General features: G+C 72.8%; 17 protein-coding genes. 8 read left to right on the top strand and 9 right to left on the bottom strand.

Annotation, left to right across the window (positions count from 1 at the left end; translation table 11 throughout):
- Positions 1-31: 31 nt before the first annotated feature.
- Positions 32-523: an inorganic diphosphatase gene (locus tag AC4IHM_RS14470; RefSeq protein WP_490870834.1), complete on the bottom strand. Its 492-nt coding sequence runs from the start codon at positions 521-523 to the stop codon at positions 32-34.
- A 79-nt stretch (positions 524-602) separates the two neighbouring features.
- Between AC4IHM_RS14470 and dacB the strand changes: the two genes are divergently transcribed.
- From dacB to folE, 6 genes are all read left to right on the top strand, one after another.
- Positions 603-2,204 carry a D-alanyl-D-alanine carboxypeptidase/D-alanyl-D-alanine endopeptidase gene (dacB, locus tag AC4IHM_RS14465; RefSeq protein ID WP_490867450.1) on the top strand — a complete coding sequence of 534 codons (1,602 nt, stop codon included), beginning with the start codon at positions 603-605 and terminating at the stop codon, positions 2,202-2,204.
- Positions 2,205-2,974: 770 nt separating this feature from the next.
- Positions 2,975-4,120, top strand: coding sequence for a zinc-dependent metalloprotease (locus AC4IHM_RS14460; protein ID WP_490867449.1), 1,146 nt, complete (start codon positions 2,975-2,977; stop codon positions 4,118-4,120).
- Between the two features lie 191 nt (positions 4,121-4,311).
- Entirely contained in the window at positions 4,312-5,370 is a 1,059-nt protein-coding gene (gene tilS, locus AC4IHM_RS14455; protein ID WP_490867448.1) for a tRNA lysidine(34) synthetase TilS, read from the top strand.
- Positions 5,371-5,443: 73 nt separating this feature from the next.
- Positions 5,444-6,004 carry a hypoxanthine phosphoribosyltransferase gene (gene hpt / locus AC4IHM_RS14450; protein ID WP_490870833.1) on the top strand — a complete coding sequence of 187 codons (561 nt, stop codon included), beginning with the start codon at positions 5,444-5,446 and terminating at the stop codon, positions 6,002-6,004.
- A 194-nt stretch (positions 6,005-6,198) separates the two neighbouring features.
- Positions 6,199-8,238 carry an ATP-dependent zinc metalloprotease FtsH gene (ftsH, locus tag AC4IHM_RS14445; protein ID WP_490870832.1) on the top strand — a complete coding sequence of 680 codons (2,040 nt, stop codon included), beginning with the start codon at positions 6,199-6,201 and terminating at the stop codon, positions 8,236-8,238.
- A 122-nt stretch (positions 8,239-8,360) separates the two neighbouring features.
- Positions 8,361-8,966: a GTP cyclohydrolase I FolE gene (gene folE / locus AC4IHM_RS14440; protein WP_490867447.1), complete on the top strand. Its 606-nt coding sequence runs from the start codon at positions 8,361-8,363 to the stop codon at positions 8,964-8,966.
- An 18-nt stretch (positions 8,967-8,984) separates the two neighbouring features.
- Here the strand turns inward: folE and AC4IHM_RS14435 are convergent, their stop codons facing one another.
- The 6 genes from AC4IHM_RS14435 to AC4IHM_RS14410 form a co-directional block, all read right to left on the bottom strand.
- Positions 8,985-9,473, bottom strand: a complete 489-nt coding sequence (locus AC4IHM_RS14435; protein ID WP_490867446.1) for a DUF3180 domain-containing protein — start codon at positions 9,471-9,473, stop codon at positions 8,985-8,987.
- 52 nt (positions 9,474-9,525) lie between these two features.
- Positions 9,526-10,137, bottom strand: coding sequence for a 2-amino-4-hydroxy-6-hydroxymethyldihydropteridine diphosphokinase (folK, locus tag AC4IHM_RS14430; RefSeq protein WP_490867445.1), 612 nt, complete (start codon positions 10,135-10,137; stop codon positions 9,526-9,528).
- A complete protein-coding gene (gene folB, locus AC4IHM_RS14425; protein WP_490867444.1) occupies positions 10,134-10,493 on the bottom strand; it encodes a dihydroneopterin aldolase in 360 nt (119 codons plus the stop codon). Before folB ends, folK begins: the two co-directional genes overlap by 4 nt.
- 221 nt (positions 10,494-10,714) lie before the next feature.
- The gene (locus AC4IHM_RS14420; RefSeq protein ID WP_490867443.1) at positions 10,715-11,218 is read right to left on the bottom strand and encodes a nuclear transport factor 2 family protein; all 504 of its coding nucleotides are present in this window, start codon (positions 11,216-11,218) and stop codon (positions 10,715-10,717) included.
- Positions 11,215-12,129, bottom strand: a complete 915-nt coding sequence (folP, locus tag AC4IHM_RS14415) for a dihydropteroate synthase (protein WP_490867442.1) — start codon at positions 12,127-12,129, stop codon at positions 11,215-11,217. The genes AC4IHM_RS14420 and folP overlap by 4 nt, the downstream gene beginning before the upstream one ends.
- Positions 12,130-12,199: 70 nt before the next feature.
- Positions 12,200-14,011 (bottom strand): phosphatidylglycerol lysyltransferase domain-containing protein, encoded by a 1,812-nt coding sequence (locus AC4IHM_RS14410; RefSeq protein ID WP_490867441.1) that lies wholly within the window; start codon positions 14,009-14,011, stop codon positions 12,200-12,202.
- Between the two features lie 228 nt (positions 14,012-14,239).
- Between AC4IHM_RS14410 and AC4IHM_RS14405 the strand changes: the two genes are divergently transcribed.
- Positions 14,240-15,379: an alpha/beta hydrolase gene (locus AC4IHM_RS14405; RefSeq protein ID WP_490867440.1), complete on the top strand. Its 1,140-nt coding sequence runs from the start codon at positions 14,240-14,242 to the stop codon at positions 15,377-15,379.
- A gap of 124 nt (positions 15,380-15,503) precedes the next feature.
- Positions 15,504-16,811, top strand: a complete 1,308-nt coding sequence (locus AC4IHM_RS14400) for a hypothetical protein (protein ID WP_490867439.1) — start codon at positions 15,504-15,506, stop codon at positions 16,809-16,811.
- A 14-nt stretch (positions 16,812-16,825) separates the two neighbouring features.
- Here AC4IHM_RS14400 and AC4IHM_RS14395 read toward each other — a convergent pair whose 3' ends face one another.
- Positions 16,826-18,100 carry a PH domain-containing protein gene (locus tag AC4IHM_RS14395; protein ID WP_490870831.1) on the bottom strand — a complete coding sequence of 425 codons (1,275 nt, stop codon included), beginning with the start codon at positions 18,098-18,100 and terminating at the stop codon, positions 16,826-16,828.
- A gap of 413 nt (positions 18,101-18,513) precedes the next feature.
- Positions 18,514-19,035, bottom strand: a complete 522-nt coding sequence (locus AC4IHM_RS14390) for a PH domain-containing protein (protein ID WP_490867438.1) — start codon at positions 19,033-19,035, stop codon at positions 18,514-18,516.
- Positions 19,036-19,047 lie beyond the last annotated feature (12 nt).

Genomic DNA, 19,047 nt, shown 5'->3' with positions numbered 1-19,047 from the left:
CCGTTGCGGGAGAGGACGGGGTGGCGGGTGCTCAGTGGCCGCCCTGGTCCTTGAAACGCTTGTAGGACCGCTCGATCTCGGCCTCGGCGTCGGTGCGGCCGACCCAGTCGGCGCCCTCGACGGACTTGCCGGGCTCCAGGTCCTTGTAGACCTCGAAGAAGTGCTGGATCTCCAGGCGGTCGAACTCCGACACGTGGTGGATGTCCCGCAGGTGCTCCACACGCGGGTCGGTCGACGGCACGCACAGCAGCTTGTCGTCGCCGCCGGCCTCGTCCGTCATCCGGAACATGCCGATCGCGCGGCACCGGATGAGGCAGCCCGGGAAGGTCGGCTCGTCCAGGATGACCAGCGCGTCCAGCGGGTCGCCGTCCTCGCCGAGGGTGTTCTCGACGAAGCCGTAGTCGGTCGGGTAGGCGGTCGAGGTGAACAGACGGCGGTCCAGGCGGATACGGCCGGTCTCGTGGTCCACCTCGTACTTGTTCCGCGAACCCTTCGGGATCTCGATCGTGACGTTGAACTCCACCGGACGCTCCTCCATGATCAGCACACAGTTCTGGTGGTTAAGTGTCCCTCACGCAGGTGTGTGATCGCGAAAGGGGCTGGTGATAGTGCCGGAGCTGCGGCCATGGCGGGCCGCGAGACCGCACGTGGTGCGGGCCGCGGACGCCGTACGTCCCCGTCTGGCACGCGCCGTACGGGCCGTCGAACCGCGGGTCGCGCGGTTCGCACGGGCCACGAGGCCGGGGCTCGCCCGGATGACGAGGCCGAAGACCTGGCAGTACACCGCCGGTGCCGCCACCGCCGGGCTGGCACTCGCCGCCGGTGTGGTGACCGCCGCCGGGCCGTGGGACTCCACGGGTCAGCGTACGGCCGAGCGGGACCGGGCCGTCGCCCTGGAACACACGGGTGGCGCAGATCACGGCGACGGATCCGACGGCTCCGCCACGGCGTCCGGGACACCCCGTCCCGCGCCCAGCGCCGGGGCCGTACTGGCCGGTGTCGGGAGCGCCTCCGCACCGGGCGGCGCCAAGGCGGTACCGGGCGGCAAGGCCCTCGCGGACGTGCTCGGGCCGCTGCTGGAGGACCCGGCGCTCGGTCCGCGCGGCGCGGCGGCCGTCGTCGACCTCACCACCGGCAAGCGCCTCTACGGCACCGGCACCGGCGACCCGCTCACGCCCGCCTCCACCACCAAGATCGCCACCGCAGTCGCCGCGCTCACCGCCCTCGGCCCCGACCACCGCCTCACCACCCGCACCGCGCTGGAGGCCGGCACCGGCGAACTCGTCCTGGTCGGCGGCGGCGACCCCACCCTGACCGCGCGTGCGGATGCCCACGGTCTCGCGAGCCTGCGCGCCCTCGCCGACAAGACCGCCGCGGCCCTGAAGAAGCGGGACGTGCGCCGGGTGACGCTGTCGTACGACACGACGCTCTACGCCGGTGCGCAGACGCACCCGATCGGCGTCAACGAGAACCTGGCCCGCATCACCCCCCTGATGGCCGACGAGGGCCGCACGGACGACTCCACCAGCGGCCCGGCCCCGCGCGTGCCCGACCCGGCAGCCGAGGCCGCCGACGCCTTCGCGGGCTTCCTGAAGCAGCGCGGCATCACCGCGTCGGCCCCCGGCACCTCCAAGGCCACGGAGCGCGCCGGCACCCTCGCCACCGTCTCCTCGCCCCCGCTGTCGGACCTGGTCGAGCGGATGCTGACCAACAGCGACAACGACATCGCCGAGGCCCTCGCCCGCCACACCGCCCTGGCGAGCGGGAAGCCGGCCGACTTCGCCGGGGCCTCCGCGGCCGTCACGGCCCGCCTGAAGGGGCTCGGCGTGCCCGTGCGCGGTGCGCGGTTCCACGACGGCAGCGGCCTGGACCGCACCGACCTGGTCACCGCCGACCTCCTCACCGCCCTGCTGGCCAAGGCGGCCGACCCGGCCCTTCCGCAACTGCGCCCGGTCCTCACCGGTCTCCCCGTCGCCGGCTTCACCGGCACGCTGACCGGCCGCTACACGGACGGCGCGGCCGGTCTCGTACGGGCCAAGACGGGCACCCTGACGGGCGTGAACACCCTCGCGGGCACGGTGGTCACCACCGACGGCCGCCTCCTGGGCTTCGCCTTCCTGGCCCACGACACGACGGACGCTCGCGCGGCCCAGTCGGCCCTGGACCGAGCGGCATCGAGCCTGGCGACCTGCGGCTGCAGATAGCCGCCCCACGACACGGACGCCGCCCCACGACACGGACGCCGCCCCACGACACGGACGCCGCCCCCGGCAGGGCCGGCGTCCCGGCCCACCGCAGCCTGCCCTGGGCGGCAGCCCCGCCGTACGGCCGGATCGGGCCTGCGCGGGGGCGTGCGTCCCCACTCTGCCGCCCGGCGAAGCCTGCGTCGAGGGGCGGCGCCCCCGTGCCGTCGGCCTGCGTGGCCGGATCCGGCCTCGGCGTCCGCAGGGGCCCCGTTCCGGCCTCGGCGTCCGTCACTGCCTGCCCCGGGCGGCAGCGCTCCCGTACGGTCGGCTCGCGATGCGGGATGCGGCCCGGGTGGGGCCCGTGTCGCCACTCCGGCGCCCGGCGTGGCCTGCCGCCAGCGGCAGTACTTCCGTTCCGGCGGTCCGCGCAGGACCGTGCGTCCCCACTCTGCCGCCCGCCGAAGCCAGGTCGAGGGGCGGCGCCCCCGTGCCGTCGGCCTGCGTGGCCGGATCCGGCCCCGGCGTCCGCAGGGGCCCCGTTCCGGCCTCGGCGTCCGTCACTGCCTGCCCCGGGCGGCAGCGCTCCCGTAGGGTCGGCTCGCGATGCCGGTTCCGGCCCGCGTGGGGCCCGTGTCGCCACTCCGGCGCCCGGCGCAGTCTGTGCCCAGCGGCAGCGCTCCCCGTGGCGCCGGCCCGCGACGCCGGATCCGGCGCCCGCAGGGCCCCGTCCCCACCCCGGCGCCCGTCACAGCCTGCCCCCAGCGGCAGCGCTCCCGTACCGTTGACGCATGACGAGCATCGGCGCACATTCCGGCATGGTCGACTGGAACCTCGCGGTGGCGACCGCGACCCGGCTCGTACGGCCGGGCCCCGAGGTGAGCCGCGACGAGGCCAGGGCCGTCGTCGCGGAACTCCGCCGCCATGCCAAGGTCTCGGAGGAACACGTCCGGGGCTTCACCGGCATGGCCACCGACGAGGCCCACGACACCCCCGTCCTGGTCGTCGACCGCCCCGGCTGGGTGCGGGCGAACGTCGCCGGGTTCCGGGAGATCCTCAAACCCCTGCTGGACAAGATGCAGGAACGCCGCGGCGGCACACCGGGCGGCGCCGTCCTCGGCGCCGTCGGCGGCAAGGTCACCGGCGTGGAACTGGGCATGCTGCTGTCCTTCCTGTCCTCCCGCGTCCTCGGCCAGTACGAGACCTTCGCCCCGGCCACCCGCGAACTCCCCGCCGGTGCGAACGGCGGCGGCCGGCTGCTGCTGGTCGCGCCGAACATCGTCCACGTGGAGCGCGAACTCGACGTTCACCCGCACGACTTCCGCCTGTGGGTGTGTCTGCACGAGGAGACGCACCGCACGCAGTTCACCGCCGTGCCCTGGCTGCGCGCCCACCTGGAGGGCGAAATCCAGTCGTTCCTCGCCGAGACCGACGTCGACCCCATGACCGTCCTGGAGCGGGTCCGCGAGGCCGCCCAGACGCTCGCCGGGGGCCGGCCCGAGGCGGAGGCGGACGAGGCCGACGAGGCCGACGGGGGCGGCAGGTCCCTGGTGGAGCTGGTGCAGACCCCCGCCCAGCGGGAGGTCCTCGGCCGCCTCACCGCCGTGATGTCCCTGCTGGAGGGCCACGCCGACTTCGTGATGGACGGGGTCGGCCCGCAGGTCGTGCCGAGCGTCGGGGAGATCCGCGAGAAGTTCCAGCAGCGTCGCGCCAAGGGCGCCTCCCGCCTCGACATGGCGCTGCGCAAGCTGCTCGGCCTGGACGCCAAGCTCCGCCAGTACCGGGACGGCGAACGCTTCGTTCGGGCCGTCGTCGACGAGTGCGGCATGGACGGCTTCAACCGCGTCTGGACCTCGCCCAACACCCTCCCCACCAAGTCGGAGATCGCCAAACCGGCGGACTGGATCGCGCGGGTGCAGCGCAAGCCGGAGTCGTGAGTTTCGCGAACGGGGCGTGAAACGATTCCGGCCGACGGCAGGCGAACGACCCTCAATCACCCGTCCGAGGGACCGTGAGCGTGCAGTAGGCGTGCGATGCTCGGGGAACGGCCCGCTTCTGTCACCATCTACACACTCTGCGTGACCGAACCTCGGGCTCACTCCCGAAAACTTCATGAAGGGCACCGGACATGGGTCCCCATCCTGCGGTCGCGGCGATACGCCTGGCGGTCCGCCGCGTCCTCCACGACATCCTCACCGAACTGAACACCACGGCAGGCGTCCCCGCCGCGACGGCCGCCCGGCGCACGCCTGAGCGCCCACCCGAGCGCACGCCCCCACCGCTCGTGCTCGTGGCCTGCTCCGGCGGCGCCGACTCCATGGCCCTCGCCTCCGCGCTCGCCTTCGAGGCCCCCCGCCTCGGCGTCCGCGCCGGCGGCGTCACCGTCGACCACGGCCTGCAGAACGGCTCCGACCTGCGCGCCGAAGAGGTCGTCCTGCGCCTGCGCGAACTCGGCCTCGACCCCGTGGAGGCCACCGCCGTGACCGTCGGCCGCGGGGGAGGCCCCGAAGCCGCCGCCCGCGACGCCCGCTACGCCGCGCTGGACGCGGCCGCCGCCCGCCACGGCGCCGCCGCCGTCCTGCTCGGCCACACCCGCGACGACCAGGCCGAGACCGTCCTGCTGGGCCTCGCCCGCGGCTCCGGCATCCGCTCCCTGTCGGGCATGGCCGCGGTCTCGGGGGCCGGCGGCCGTTACCGGCGCCCCTTCCTCCAGGTCGACCGGCAGACCGCCCGCAAGGCCTGCATGGTCCAGTCCCTGCCCGTCTGGGACGACCCGCACAACGCCGACCCGGCCTACACCCGCTCCCGGCTGCGCCACGAGGGCCTGCCCGCCCTGGAGAAGGCCCTCGGCAAAGGCGTCGTCGAGGCCCTCGCCCGTACGGCCCAGCTCTCCCGGGACGACGCCGACGCCCTCGACACCTGGGCCCGCCAGGCCGAGGCCGGCGTCCGCGACGCCACCGGCGTACTGGAGTGCGCCAAGCTCTACGCCCTCCCGCCCGCCGTGCGCCGCCGGATCCTGCGCCGCGCCGCCATCGACGCCGGTGCGCCCGCCGGCGCGCTGTTCGCCCGCCACATCGAGGAGGTCGACCGGCTGATCACCGGCTGGCGGGGTCAGCGGGCCATCAACCTCCCCGGCAAGGTCGTCGCCCAGCGGCAGGGTGGCAGACTGGTGATTCGGCAAGGCTGAATCCGGACCCTTCCCCGATCCGCGCACGGATCGCCGGGACACTCCGGAATGGCCGGTGGGACGACCGAAAGTGATGCGGGTGGACGCGAACGACATGGGTGCCGACCTCGAGAAGGTACTCATCACCAAAGAAGAGATCGACGCGAAGCTGACCGAGCTGGCCGCGAAGATCGACGCGGAGTACGCGGGCAAGGACCTGCTCATCGTCGGCGTCCTCAAGGGCGCCGTGATGGTCATGGCCGACCTCGCGCGGTCGCTGTCCACCCCCGTCACGATGGACTGGATGGCGGTGTCCTCGTACGGCGCCGGCACCCAGTCCTCCGGCGTGGTGCGGATCCTCAAGGACCTCGACACCGACATCAAGGGCAGGCACGTCCTGATCGTCGAGGACATCATCGACTCCGGCCTGACCCTGTCCTGGCTGATCTCCAACCTCGGCTCGCGCGAGCCCGCCTCCCTCAAGGTGTGCACGCTGCTGCGCAAGCCCGACGCGGCGAAGGTGGCCATCGACGTGGAGTGGGTCGGCTTCGACATTCCCAACGAGTTCGTCGTCGGTTACGGCCTCGACTACGCCGAGAAGTACCGCAATCTCCCGTTCGTCGGTACCCTCGCGCCCCACGTCTACGGCGGCTGACCCGCCCTGTAGCGCACTTCACGGCGTTCGGGGGGCCGCCCGGGAACCCCGGAGCACCCCACGCCGTTGGAGCATGCAGACGAGACGCCAGCGGTCCCGTGCGGCTGACGGCCGCCGGGCTGGGGTACCGTCGGAAGAACTGTCTTATCAAACTCACTATGGCAGGAGGGACGGGGCGGCACCGCTCCGTGTGGATGGACGTGAAGCGATACTTCCGTGGGCCGGTCATGTGGATCGTGCTGGCCGTCCTTGCCGTGGTCGTGTTGATGCAGGTCGTCGGCTCGTCCGGCGGCTACAAGACGGTGGACACTGGCCAGGTCGTCCAGGCGATCAACGACAACAGGGTCGAGTCGGTCAAGCTGACCACCGGCGACGAGCAGACCGTCAAGGCTCAGCTCAAGGACGGCGAAAAGGTCGAGGGCAGCTCGAAGATCCAGGCGAGCTACATCGGCGACCAGGGCGTGACCCTCGCCAACACGCTGCAGAACAAGTACCAGGACAAGCAGATCCCCGACGGCTACACCGTGTCGCCGTCCAAGCAGAACCCGTTCGTCGGCATTCTGCTCTCCCTGCTCCCGTTCGTCCTGATCGTGGTCGTCTTCCTGTTCCTGATGAATCAGATGCAGGGCGGCGGCTCCCGGGTCATGAACTTCGGCAAGTCCAAGGCGAAGCTCATCACCAAGGACACCCCGAAGACGACGTTCTCGGACGTCGCGGGATCGGACGAGGCCGTCGAGGAACTCCACGAGATCAAGGAGTTCCTCCAGGAGCCGGCCAAGTTCCAGGCCGTCGGCGCCAAGATTCCCAAGGGCGTGCTGCTGTACGGCCCGCCCGGCACCGGCAAAACCCTGCTCGCGCGCGCCGTCGCGGGCGAGGCGGGCGTGCCGTTCTACTCGATCTCCGGTTCCGACTTCGTCGAGATGTTCGTCGGTGTCGGTGCCTCCCGGGTCCGTGACCTGTTCGAGCAGGCCAAGGCGAACGCCCCGGCGATCGTCTTCGTCGACGAGATCGACGCGGTCGGCCGCCATCGCGGCGCCGGCCTCGGCGGCGGCCACGACGAGCGAGAGCAGACGCTGAACCAACTGCTCGTCGAGATGGACGGCTTCGACGTCAAGGGCGGCGTGATCCTCATCGCCGCGACGAACCGGCCCGACATCCTCGACCCGGCGCTGCTGCGCCCCGGCCGGTTCGACCGGCAGATCGCCGTGGACCGCCCGGACATGCAGGGCCGTCTGGAGATCCTCAAGGTCCACCAGAAGGGCAAGCCGGTCGCCCCCGACGTCGACCTGTCGGCAGTCGCCCGCCGTACGCCCGGCATGACCGGTGCCGATCTGGCCAACGTGCTGAACGAAGCCGCCCTGCTGACGGCCCGCAGCGACCAGAAGCTGATCGACAACCACATGCTGGACGAGGCGATCGACCGGGTGGTCGCGGGCCCGCAGAAGCGGACCCGGATCATGTCGGACAAGGAGAAGAAGATCACCGCGTACCACGAGGGCGGACACGCCCTGGTCGCGGCGGCCTCACCGAACTCCGACCCGGTCCACAAGATCACGATCCTGTCGAGAGGCCGGGCCCTCGGTTACACGATGGTGCTCCCGGACGAGGACAAGTACTCGACCACGCGCAACGAGATGCTCGACCAGCTCGCCTACATGCTGGGTGGCCGCGCGGCCGAGGAACTGGTCTTCCACGACCCGACGACGGGCGCGGCCAACGACATCGAGAAGGCCACCGGCCTGGCCCGTGCGATGGTCACGCAGTACGGCATGACCGAGCGCCTCGGCGCGATCAAGTTCGGTGGCGACAACACCGAGCCGTTCGTCGGGCGTGAGATGTCGCACCAGCGCGACTACTCGGAAGAGGTCGCCGCGCTGGTCGACGAAGAGGTCAAGAAGCTCATCGAGACGGCGCACAACGAGGCCTGGGAGATCCTGGTCGAGAACCGCGACGTCCTCGACAACCTCGTCCTCGCCCTGCTGGAGAAGGAGACGCTCGGCAAGGAGGAGATCGCCGAGGTCTTCGCCCAGATCGTCAAGCGTCCGGCCCGGCCCGCCTGGACCGGTTCCTCCCGCCGTACGCCCTCGACCCGTCCGCCGGTGCTCTCCCCCAAGGAGCTTGCCCTGACGAACGGGGCGAACGGCACGACGGCGGCGATCTCCACCGCCAAGAGCACCACGGTGGAGCCCGCCCCGGCACCGGAACGAGCCCCGGAGGACCGCCCCGAGAGCTGACCCGGCCCTCCCGGCGGCCCCACCAGGCCCGGAATGTATGCCGCGCCCCCCAGGTTCTAGCCTTGGGGGGTGCGGCATTTTCGTATGCCGAACCGCAGGACGGATCAGGAACGAGGCACGACATGACCGACCCCGTGACGCTGGACGGCGAGGGCGAGATCGGCGAGTTCGACGAGAAGCGCGCCGAGAACGCCGTACGCGAACTGCTCATCGCGGTCGGCGAGGACCCGGACCGCGAGGGGCTCAGGGAGACTCCGGCGCGGGTGGCGCGGGCGTACAAGGAGATATTCGCCGGCCTGTGGCAGGAGCCGCAGGACGTGCTGACGACGACGTTCGACCTCGGGCACGACGAGATGGTCCTGGTGAAGGACATCGAGGTGTTCTCGACCTGCGAGCACCACCTGGTGCCGTTTCGCGGGGTCGCCCACGTCGGCTACATCCCGGCCGGCAACGGAAAGATCACCGGGCTGTCCAAGCTCGCCCGCCTCGTGGACGTGTACGCGCGCCGCCCCCAGGTGCAGGAACGTCTCACCACGCAGATCGCGGACTCCCTGATGGAGATCCTGGAGCCGCGCGGGGTGATCGTCGTCGTCGAGTGCGAGCACATGTGCATGTCGATGCGGGGCATCCGCAAGCCCGGCGCGAAGACCCTCACGTCGGCGGTGCGCGGCCAGCTCCGCGATGTCGCCACGCGCAACGAGGCGATGAGCCTGATCATGGCGCGCTGACGCCTGCCCGGCGGCGGGTCAGGCCGCCGAGGCCGCGCCGGGGTGGTCGTCGTCCTCGTCCTCCGGGAGCTTGCAGACCCGCTCCATGAAGACCGCGGCCGCTATCACCGCGATGCCCGCCACGACCGAGGATCCGGCGTAGATGGCCTGGTCGCGGCGGGCCGGGATGTCGAGGTACTCCAGCAGGAAGACTCCGGTGCCGCCGTACATACCGGCGACGAGGGCGGCCACCAGGGCGCTGGCCTGGCCGAAGACGACCGCGCGGGCCGCCATCATCGGGTCGACGCCCTTGGCGCCGGGCTCGCGCTCGCGCTGCGCCTTCAGCCGGGCGCGGATCGACAGTGCCGTGGCCAGCAGGATCACCGCGATCAGGGCGAGGACGACCGGGGCGGCCAGGGGGACGCTCGGCAGGGTCCCGATCGAGTTCCACAGGCGGGCGCCCGCCCAGGACAGGACTGCGGCGACGACGAACACGCCGGCCAGCACCCTGATGCGCAGCTCTTTCACGGTGTCCCTTCGATTCCCCTGCGTGGCCGTCCGACCCTGTCGACCTTAACGACTACTCGGGCAGCCGTAGTTCCAGGTCGGCGCGGGGCGTGATGCCGTCGCGGCCGACGGAGTCGAGCAGGTCGGCGACGGTGCCCCGGCCGGGCAGCCGGGCCTCGGGGTCCACGTCCAGCCAGGGGGCGAGCACGAAGGCCCGCTCGTGGGCGCGCGGGTGCGGGAGGGTGAGCCGCGGGTCGTCGGAGACGACCTCGGCGTAGGCGACGATGTCGACGTTGAGGGTGCGGGGGCCCCAGTGCTCGTCGCGGACGCGGTGGAAGGCCTCCTCGACCGCGTGCGCCCGCTCCAGCAGGGAGGACGGGGGCAGGGTGGTCTTCAGGACCACGACCGCGTTGAAGTACGACGGCTGGCTGCCCGGGTCCACGCCCCACGGCTCCGTCTCGTACACCCGCGAGACCCCCTTGACGCGCACGCCCGGGGTGTCCTCCAGGGCGTCGACGGCGCCCTGGAGGGTCTCCAGCCGGTTGCCCAGGTTGGCGCCGAGGGCGATCACGGCGCGCTTGGGGTTGGACAGGGTGATGTCCGCGGCGTCGACCTGCTCGATGACGGAGGCGGGCACCGGCTGGACGGTCGGGTCGCTCGGACCCTCGGTGAAGGGGGCGCTCATGCACGGCTCCGGATGATGGTGACGGTCACGTCGTCGAAGGGGACGGTGATCGGCGCGTCCGGCTTGTGGACGCAGACCTCGACCTCCTCGACCCCTTCGTGCTTCAGACAGACCCGGGCGATGCGTTCGGCGAGCGTCTCGACGAGGTTGACCGGCTCGCCCTCGACGACGGCCACCACCTCCTCGGCCACGATGCCGTAGTGCACGGTCTTCGCCAGGTCGTCGTCGGCCGCGGCCGCTCGGGTGTCCAGGCCGAGGACGATGTCCACGAGGAAGGTCTGGCCGTCCTCGCGTTCCCTGGGGAAGACACCGTGGTGCCCACGGGCCTTCAGGCCGCGCAGCGCGACACGATCCACGCGAATCACTCCTGCCGTCGTCGGTCTCGGCCGGTCCCCACCGCGTGCGGGCGGTACGGCGGCCTCGGTCGAATCTACCCGCGGGCACCGACGGCGCCGGGCCAGGGGGTGTGGGGCCGGGCGGAGGCCAGGAGGTCTCACCGTGCGCTTTCCCCGGCGGCCCCGGTGGATCACGGGTTGATAGCCGCCCCTACCCGGCGGCCCGTGGTTCCAACCGCTTCTCAGGAAGGCGAGTCCTCGCCCTCCTCGTCGTCGGTCTCGGCGAGCACGGGGGAGGCGTGGTGCGACCAGAGCTTCCAGCCGGCCGGCGTGCGCCGGAAGGCGTTGGTGGCGACCACGAGCTGGCCGACCAGCGGGCCGGGTCCGTCGCCGTCCTCGGGGGCCGGGCCGCCGCTGAGGATGTTCTCGGTGCAGGTGACCAGGGCGGTGTCACCGGTGACGGAGACATGCACGTCGGTGAGGAAGAACTGGATGTAGTCGGTGTTCGCCATGATCAGCGCGTACGACCTCAGAACCTCGCCGCGGCCGGTGAGCACCGGCCAGCCCGGGTGCACGCAGGAGACCACGCCGGCGTCGGCCGGGTCGTGGTAGGTCTCGTCGACGCCCAGGTCGGACGGGGTGAGCCAGAACTGGGAGACCTTCTCGAAATCGCCCTGCTCCACCGCCTCGTAGAAGGCGGTGTTGGCGGTCTCGACCTGTTCGACGTTGAGGTGCGGCGCGCTCACCGGACTCCTTCCGGGCCGGACCGCGGCTCCGGTGCGGGCGGCGTGTCCGGTGTGCGCGCTCCTTCGACGGCGCGGGCGACGCGTACGGCGTCGGCGGTGGCGCGTACCTCGTGCACGCGCACGGCCCACGCGCCGGCGTGCGCCGCGAGGGCGGAGACGGCGGCGGTGGCCGCGTCGCGCTCGCGCGCGGGGGGCGGGGCGGCCCCGGGGCCGGCCAGCACCCGGCCGAGGAACCGCTTGCGGGAGGCGGCGACGAGGAGGGGGTGGCCGAGGCTCAGGAGGCGGTCCAGGTGGGCCAGGAGCACGAGGTCGTGCTCGGCGTCCTTGGAGAAGCCGAGCCCGGGGTCGACGATCACGCGGTCGGGGGCGATGCCGCCCTCGACGACGGCCTCCACGCGCGCGTGCAGCTCGTCGACGACCTCGGTGACCACATCGTCGTAGACGCCCCGGATGTTGCCGCCCTCCAGGAGGCCGCGCCAGTGCATGACGACGAAGGGGGCGCCGGCGTCGGCGACGACCGGGATCATCCGGGGGTCGGCGAGGCCGCCGCTGACGTTGTTGACGAGGACGGCGCCGGCCGTGAGCGCCTGTTCGGCGACCGAGGCCCGCATGGTGTCGACGGAGACCGGGACGCCCTCGGAGGCGAGGCCGCGGACGACCGGGACCACGCGCCTGAGTTCCTCGTCCTCGTCGACGCGGGTCGCGCCGGGGCGGGTGGACTCGCCGCCGACATCCACCAGGTCGGCACCCTCGGCGACCAGGTCGAGGCCGTGCTTGATGGCCGACGTGGTGTCGAAGAAGCGGCCGCCGTCGGAGAAGGAGTCGGGGGTCACGTTGACGACCCCCATCACCGCGCAGCGGTCCCATGCGGTCAGTCCCGCCGGGTGGCGGCGGCCGGTCTGCTTGCTCATGTGTTCAGCCTAGGCCCAGATAGCGGGGGTGTCCGTGGGCCCCGGGGGAGCCGGGCGGTGGTCCACGGCGTCACGCCGCGCGCGCGTCCGGTTCCGTCCGTCCGTGCCCGCACGGGCGGCGGGGCTTGGGGCGGCGGCGCAGGAAGCGGGTCAGGGGCGGGGCGAGGGTGACGAAACCCTCGGCCTGCATGGCGGCGAAGCCGATGCGCGGAAGGTCGGCGGAGGCGCGGTAGACGACGAAGCGGGGTTCCCAGCGTGGGCGGAACTTGGCGTTGAACTTGTACAGCGACTCGATCTGGAACCAGCGGGAGAGAAACACCAGCAGCCCCCGCCAGGCCCGCAGCACCGGCCCCGCGCCGATCTTCTCGCCGCGTGCCAGTGCCGCGCGGAACATGGCGAAGTTCAGGGAGACGCGCGTGATGCCCAGCTTCGGGGCGGCCTGGAGCGCGGCCACGATCAGCAGTTCGTTCATGCCGGGGTCGGCCGAGCGGTCGCGCCGCATCAGGTCGAGCGACACGCCGTCGGTGCCCCACGGCACGAAGTGCAGGATCGCCTTCAGGTCGCCGTACTCGCCGGGCTCGGCGTCCCGCTTGTGCGCGGTCGCGACCAGGCAGTCACCGTCGGCGGGGTCGCCGATGCGGCCCAGCGCCATGGAGAAACCGCGCTCGGTGTCCGTGCCCCGCCAGTCGTCGGCGGCCCGGCGCACGCGCTCCAGCTCGGCGTCCCCGAGGTCGGCCACGCGCCGTACCCGGGTCTCGTAACCGGCCCGTTCGATGCGCTTGACCATCTGGCGCACATTGCGCATCGCGCGGCCGGCCAGGGAGAAATCCGCGACGTCCACCACCGCCTCGTCGCCGAGTTCGAGGGCGTCGAGCCCGGTCTCGCGGGTCCACACCTCGCCGCCGGTCTCGGAGCAGCCCATGACGGCGGGCGTCCAGGAGTGGGCGCGGGCCTCGTCCATGAAGCGTTCGATGGCTCCCGGCCAGGCCTCGACGTCGCCGATCGGGTCGCCGCTGGCCAGCATCACGCCGGAGACGACGCGGTAGGTCACGGCCGCCTTGCCGCTGGGGGAGAAGACGACGGCCTTGTCGCGGCGCAGCGCGAAGTGGCCCAGGGAGTCCCGGCCACCGTGCCGGGCCAGCAGGGCGCGCAGCCGTACCTCGTCGTCCTCGGTGAGCCGGGCGGCGGGGTGTTCGGGGCGGAAGGCCAGGTAGACGGTGGTGATGGCGGTCAGCAGGCCGAGGGCGCCCAGGGAGAAGGCGACCGTCCAGGAGGTGTTGCCCTGGTAGTCGACCGGGCCCACGACGCCGAACAGGCCGCACAGCACGTGCGTGATGCGGTCGGCCAGGCTCGGGTCGCCGATCGTGCGGTGCGGGTGGGCGCTGACGACGACCAGTCCGAGGGCGAGCGAACCGGCGCTCATGAGCACGAAGTTGGCCAGCGCCCGCCAACGGCTGCGCGGGTCGGGCAGCGCGGCGAACTGGCCCCGGTGACGCAGCAGGGGCACGAGCAGCGCGAGCGAGATCAGGGCTCCGGCCAGGGAGTGCCGGTAGCCGAACTGGGCGAGGGCGCCGAACGGCAGCAGTGCCACGGCCGCCCGCCACGCCCGGCGCTTGCGGCGTTTGAGACCGTGCGCGAGCAGCAGGAGCAGGACGCCGGCGCTGAGCGAGAGCGCCGCGGCGAACGGGCCGAACGCGCCGGGCAGTACCTCGGCGAGGGCGTGCATACGGCTGTGCCGGAAGCGCGGGAAGACGCCGGCGGCGATGTCCAGGAGGCCGACGAGCGCGCAGGCGCGGCCGACGAGGAGCGGCACGTGCTCCGGACGAGGACCGTGCGGCACCCGGCGTACGCCGGTGGGCTTGGCCGGAACCACACCCGACATTTCCTCATCTGTCCTGACAGACATCGCACCCGTAGTTCTGCGAGAGACCGTGTGCCCGGATCCTTTCGGGCATCCGGCGACATTGCGCCTTCTAGGACGCCGTCTCGGAGGGAGAGGTTCACTCCCCCGATCGGAAAGCCCGAAGGGGACCGGACGGACGGTGCGGGCGGACGGTGCGAACGGATGGTCCTCACGGACCCATGGAGAGCGCGGGCGGGTAGCAGGGGCATGGGTCTCACGAGCAACGAGGTGCTGGCGTCGGCGGTCCTTTCCGGCGTGCTGCTGTTCGGCGGCACGGTGTGGCTGTGGCCGCGGCTGGCCCGGCGGAGCACGCGGGCCGTCCTCGGGCGGGTCGGCCTGCTGCTGGCCACCCAGTTGGCGCTGTTCGCCGCGGTGGGCCTCGCCGCCAACCAGTCCTTCGGGTTCTACGGCAGTTGGGCCGACCTGTTCGGCCTGGAGAACGGCCGGGGTGTGGTCGTCGACCACTCGGCGGGCGGGAGTCGGCCGGAACTCACCGGCCGCGTCCGGGAAACGAGGGTCGTCGGCCGTACGACGGGGATCACGGCACCCGCGTACGTGTATCTGCCGCCGGAGTACTTCCAGCCGCGGCACCGCACGCGTACGTTCCCGGCGGCCGTCGTCCTGACCGGGTACCCGGGCACCGCCGAGGCCCTGGTGGACGGGCTCCGTTACCCGCGCACGGCACTGGAGCTGGCCAGGGCGGGCCGGATGCGGCCCACGATCCTGGTCATGCTGCGGCCCACGGTGGCGCCGCCGCGCGACACGGAGTGCGTGGACGTGCCGGGCGGGCCGCAGGCGGAGTCGTTCTTCGCCAGGGACCTTCCCGAGGCGGTGACCGCTCGCTACCGGGTGGCCACCGGGCCGGGGAGCTGGGGTGTCGTCGGCAACTCGACCGGCGGCTACTGCGCTCTGAAGCTCGCCGTGCACCACCCGGAGGTGTACGCCGCCGGGGCCGGCCTTTCCGCGTACTACGACGCGCCCAGCGACCCCACCACGGGCGACCTCTTCCGGGGCGACAAGGGACGTGAGAACCGCGCCGACCTGTGGTGGTGTCTCGACCACATGCCGGCGCCCGACACTTCACTGCTCGTCACCAGCAGCGAGTCCGGCGAAACGAACTACAAGGACACACTGAGGTTCATTGACCGGGTGAAGGGCAAGAGGCCGACGCGGATCTCGTCGATCATCCTGGAAAGCGGCGGACACAACTTCAATACCTGGCGGCGTGAGATTCCCGCGGCGCTGGAGTGGCTCGGCGACCGCCTCGCCGAGCGGCCCGGCGGGCGGCCCGGCGAGGCGGCCCGGCGGGCGGTGACCGGCGGGTTGACGGCCGGGCACCGGAAATGATCTTGAAGTAATTCCCCCGCCGTCACGCGTGTGGATTCCTGATGCCGTGTGAACGCTTCGGAGATGGCTTTGATTTTACGGGGCGGGGCGCCAAGATTCGCCTACGCGCGGTAAGTTTCTGGCCATGCCACGTGGACGTCACCGCCATTCCCCGCCTCTGCACAGGCTGCTTCCTCCGTCGGCGATCGCAGGCGTCTCCGTCGTCTGCGCCCTCGGCCCCTGGGTGTTCAGCGAAACCGTGATCCTTCGCGTACTCGCCGCGGCCGCCGCGGTGACGGCTCTCGTCGGCGCGGTCGTCATGCGTCACTGGGACGTACAGGCGGGCAGGCGCGTCGCCGACCTCACGCGCGCGCGGGTGAGCGACGAGTGGCGTTCCGAGGAACGGGTCGCCGAACTGGAGTCCGACCTGGAGGAGTCGCGCGAGCTGCGCGTGAAGCTGGAACAGCGGCTGCGGGCGAAGCGCACCGAGCTGGCGGGGCTGCGCAACGAGCACGCCTCGCTGCTGCGGCGCTACGCCACCGCGGAGACCGAGCGCGCCAGCGCGCTGGAGGGCCGCCGCCTGCTGGAGATAGAGGCGGTGCCGCAGGCGCCCGCACTGCCGGCGGCACGCACGGCCCCGGCGCAGGAGACGGCGGCCGAGGACACCGGCGAGGAGCCGGCGGCCGAGGAGACCTCGCAGGAGACCGCCGCCGAGGACACCGGGACCGACGAGGACACCGAGGCGTCCGAGGAGGCCACCGCCGTCTTCTCGCCCGAGGGTTCCCGGCTGTTCCTGCGTGCGAACGCGGCACTGGCACGCCTCGACGAGGAAGAGCCCGCCGGCCCGGACGACGACGACCGCGACGCGGGCAGCGACGCCGACGACGCCGACGACGCCGACGATTCCGACGGATCCGACGACGACGGCGGCGACGACGGGGACGGCGGCGGCAACGGCGGTGGCAGCGGCGGCGGTGAGAGCGACACGGCGGCCGAGGCCGCGCGGGAGGACGAGGCGTCGGGGCAGCCCGAGGCGGCCGACGGGCACGAGCGCACCGAAGCCGCCTCCCCGGCGGCGGCTCCGTCCGAACGGCCCGCCCAGCCCAGCCAGTCCACCCGGCACGCCTCCGGGCACTTCACGGTGCCGACCGCGGTGGCCGTCGCACCGGCGACCCCGGTACGGCGTCCACTGGTCGAGGGCGGTTTCGACTTCTTCGGCACGAAGGACGGCTCCGAGAGAGCCTCCTCGCCCGAGACGCTGGACGCCGTGCAGAACGAGGACCTCGCCGACGTGGTCGGCCAGGAGGCCCTCGCCCTGCACAAGGCCGAGGCCGAGGCCTCCTTCAAGCCGGCCGGCGCGGAGTCCCGGGGCGTGGGCCAGGTGATCGACCTGACGGCCCACGACGAGACCGAGCGCATCGACATGGAGGGGCTGCGCAGCGCGGTGTCCTGACCCCTGCGACGGGATCAGGCCATCCAGCGGTCAGGCAGCGCGTCCCGGCGCCCGGTCCTGGACCGTTCCGCCTGGCTCCGCAGCAGCCCGGCCGCCTCGTCGGCGTCCCGCAGCCGCGCGGTCACCGTCTTGTTCGCCCCGGTGTCCACCCGTACGTCGGCCAGCCGCAGCGCCCGCTGCCAGGGCCCCCGCGTCAGGCGGACGCTCTGGACCTTGGCGTGCGGCACGAGCGCGAGGCTGCGGCGCAGCAGTCCGTACCGGGCGGCGAAGACCGCGTCCGTGACGGTGAGCCCGTAGCCGCGCCACCACAGCGGCCTGCACCGCCCCGCCCGCCTCGGCGGGCGGATCAGCGCCGCGCCCGTCGGCACGGTCACCCCGGGCAGCACCCGCGCGACGACCGACTCGGCGATGTCGCGCGGGGCGACCGGAAGCAGCACGGAGTTCGACGACCCGGCCACGTCCAGCTCCACCCGGACCCAGCCGCGCCTTCGCCACAGCAGCGGCTCCACGAGCCGCACGGTCTGCACCCGGCCGGGCGGCACGGTCTCGTGGGTGCGGTCCAGCAGGCCGTGGTCGATGCGGAGCCCGTCCGGGGACTCGGCCACCGTCCAGTCGTACTCCCCGACGAACCGGCCCGCGCTGCTCGCGCCCGCGGCGCCCAGCAGGGGCAGGGCGGTCGCCAGCACCGACCACACGTTGTGGGTGGCCAGCCACAGCAGTGTCGGTACGACGACGGCGCCGATCAGCGTGCCCCAGGTCGCGCCGGTCAGCAGCAGGGAGACGGCGAGGACGCCGGGCGGCACGCGCAGCAGTTGCCGGGAGGGTGCCTCGCCGACCTCGTGCGCGGTCTCCGGCGCGAAGCCGGCCGCGCGTGCGAGCAACTCGGCCCGCAGCGCACGTGCCTCGCCGGCGCCCAGGAAGGCCAGTTCGTCCTTCTTGCCGGTGCCTATGACCTCGAGTTTGAGCTTGGCGACCCCCGCGACCCGGGCGAGCAGCGGCTGTGTGACGTTGATGGCCTGAATGCGTTCCAGCCGGATGTGCGCGGTGCGTCGGAACAGCAGTCCGGTACGGATGCGCAGTTCCGTGTCGGTCACCGCGAAGTGGGTGAACCACCAGGTCATGAAGCCGTAGAGGGCGGCGGCCGGGATCAGTACGGCGAGGCCGATCAGCAGGTGGGTGGTGGTCAGCCGGGTCAGCTGGCGCTGCGCCTGGTCGGGATCGTGCACGGCCCACCCGACGAGCACGGCGACCGGCGCCCAGGCCCGCCGCAAGGGCGTGATGGGATGCAGGCGCCGCTCGACGACACCGTCATCGGCCGGGGATCCGGCACGTCCGGCGTCCGGGGCGCTGTCCTGCTCGGTGCCCGCGGCGCCGTTCCGTGGCCCGGGTTCCGCCGGGCGGTCCGCGGCCTCGGCCGTGTCGTGCCGGGCGCCCGGCGGGGTGGGTCCGGTGCCGGGCGGGACGTCCACTGCCGGGACGCCGCCGCTCCCGGGCTTGGCCTCGGCCGGGGCGGAGCCGTTGCGGGCGGCATCGTCGCCGGTGCGGGCGGTACTGCCCTCATGCCGGACGGGGCTGTCTTCGTTCCGGACGGGGCCGTCTCCGTTCCCGGCGGTGCCGTTTCCGCGTGTGTTCGTGTCGTTCTCCGAGCCCGTCGCCCCGCCGCCACCGCCGCGCGACGTGCCGCCCTCCGCCCCGGGCGTGGTCACAAGCCCGCCGATCGGGCCTCGCCCAGCTCGGTGAGCCGGTCGCGGAGGCGTTCCGCCTCGCCGGGGTCGAGGCCCGGGATGGTCGCGTCGGTCGCGGCGGCGGCCGTGTGCAGTTGCACGCTGGCCAGGCCGAAGTGCCGCTCGACCGGCCCGGAGGTCACCTCGACCAGTTGCATGCGCCCGTACGGGACGACGGTCTCCTCCCGCCACAGCACACCCCGGCTGATCAGCAGGTCGTCGGCGCGCTCGGCGTACCGCCAGGAGCGCCAGTTGCGCCCCAGCATCACCCAGCCCCAGACCGCAAGGGCCAGCGGCAGCAGGGCAAGGGCCGCCCAGAAGGGGCCGAGGAACAGGCCGGGCAGCACTCCCGCGGCCGGCGTGAGCAGTCCCAGCCACACCACCAGCAACAGCCGCCGCATCCGCAGCAGCCCCGGCGGCAGCCCGGTCCACACCGGCTCGTGCGGCGTCGCCTCTGTCGCCCCGGCGTTGCCCGTGTCGTCAGGGCTCCCCGTCTCCATGGGGCCAGCGTA

It is taken from the genome of Streptomyces sp. SL06 (assembly GCF_058244745.1).
The sequence above is the reverse complement of the archived record's forward strand: the minus strand, read 5'-3'. Positions and strand labels throughout refer to the sequence as shown.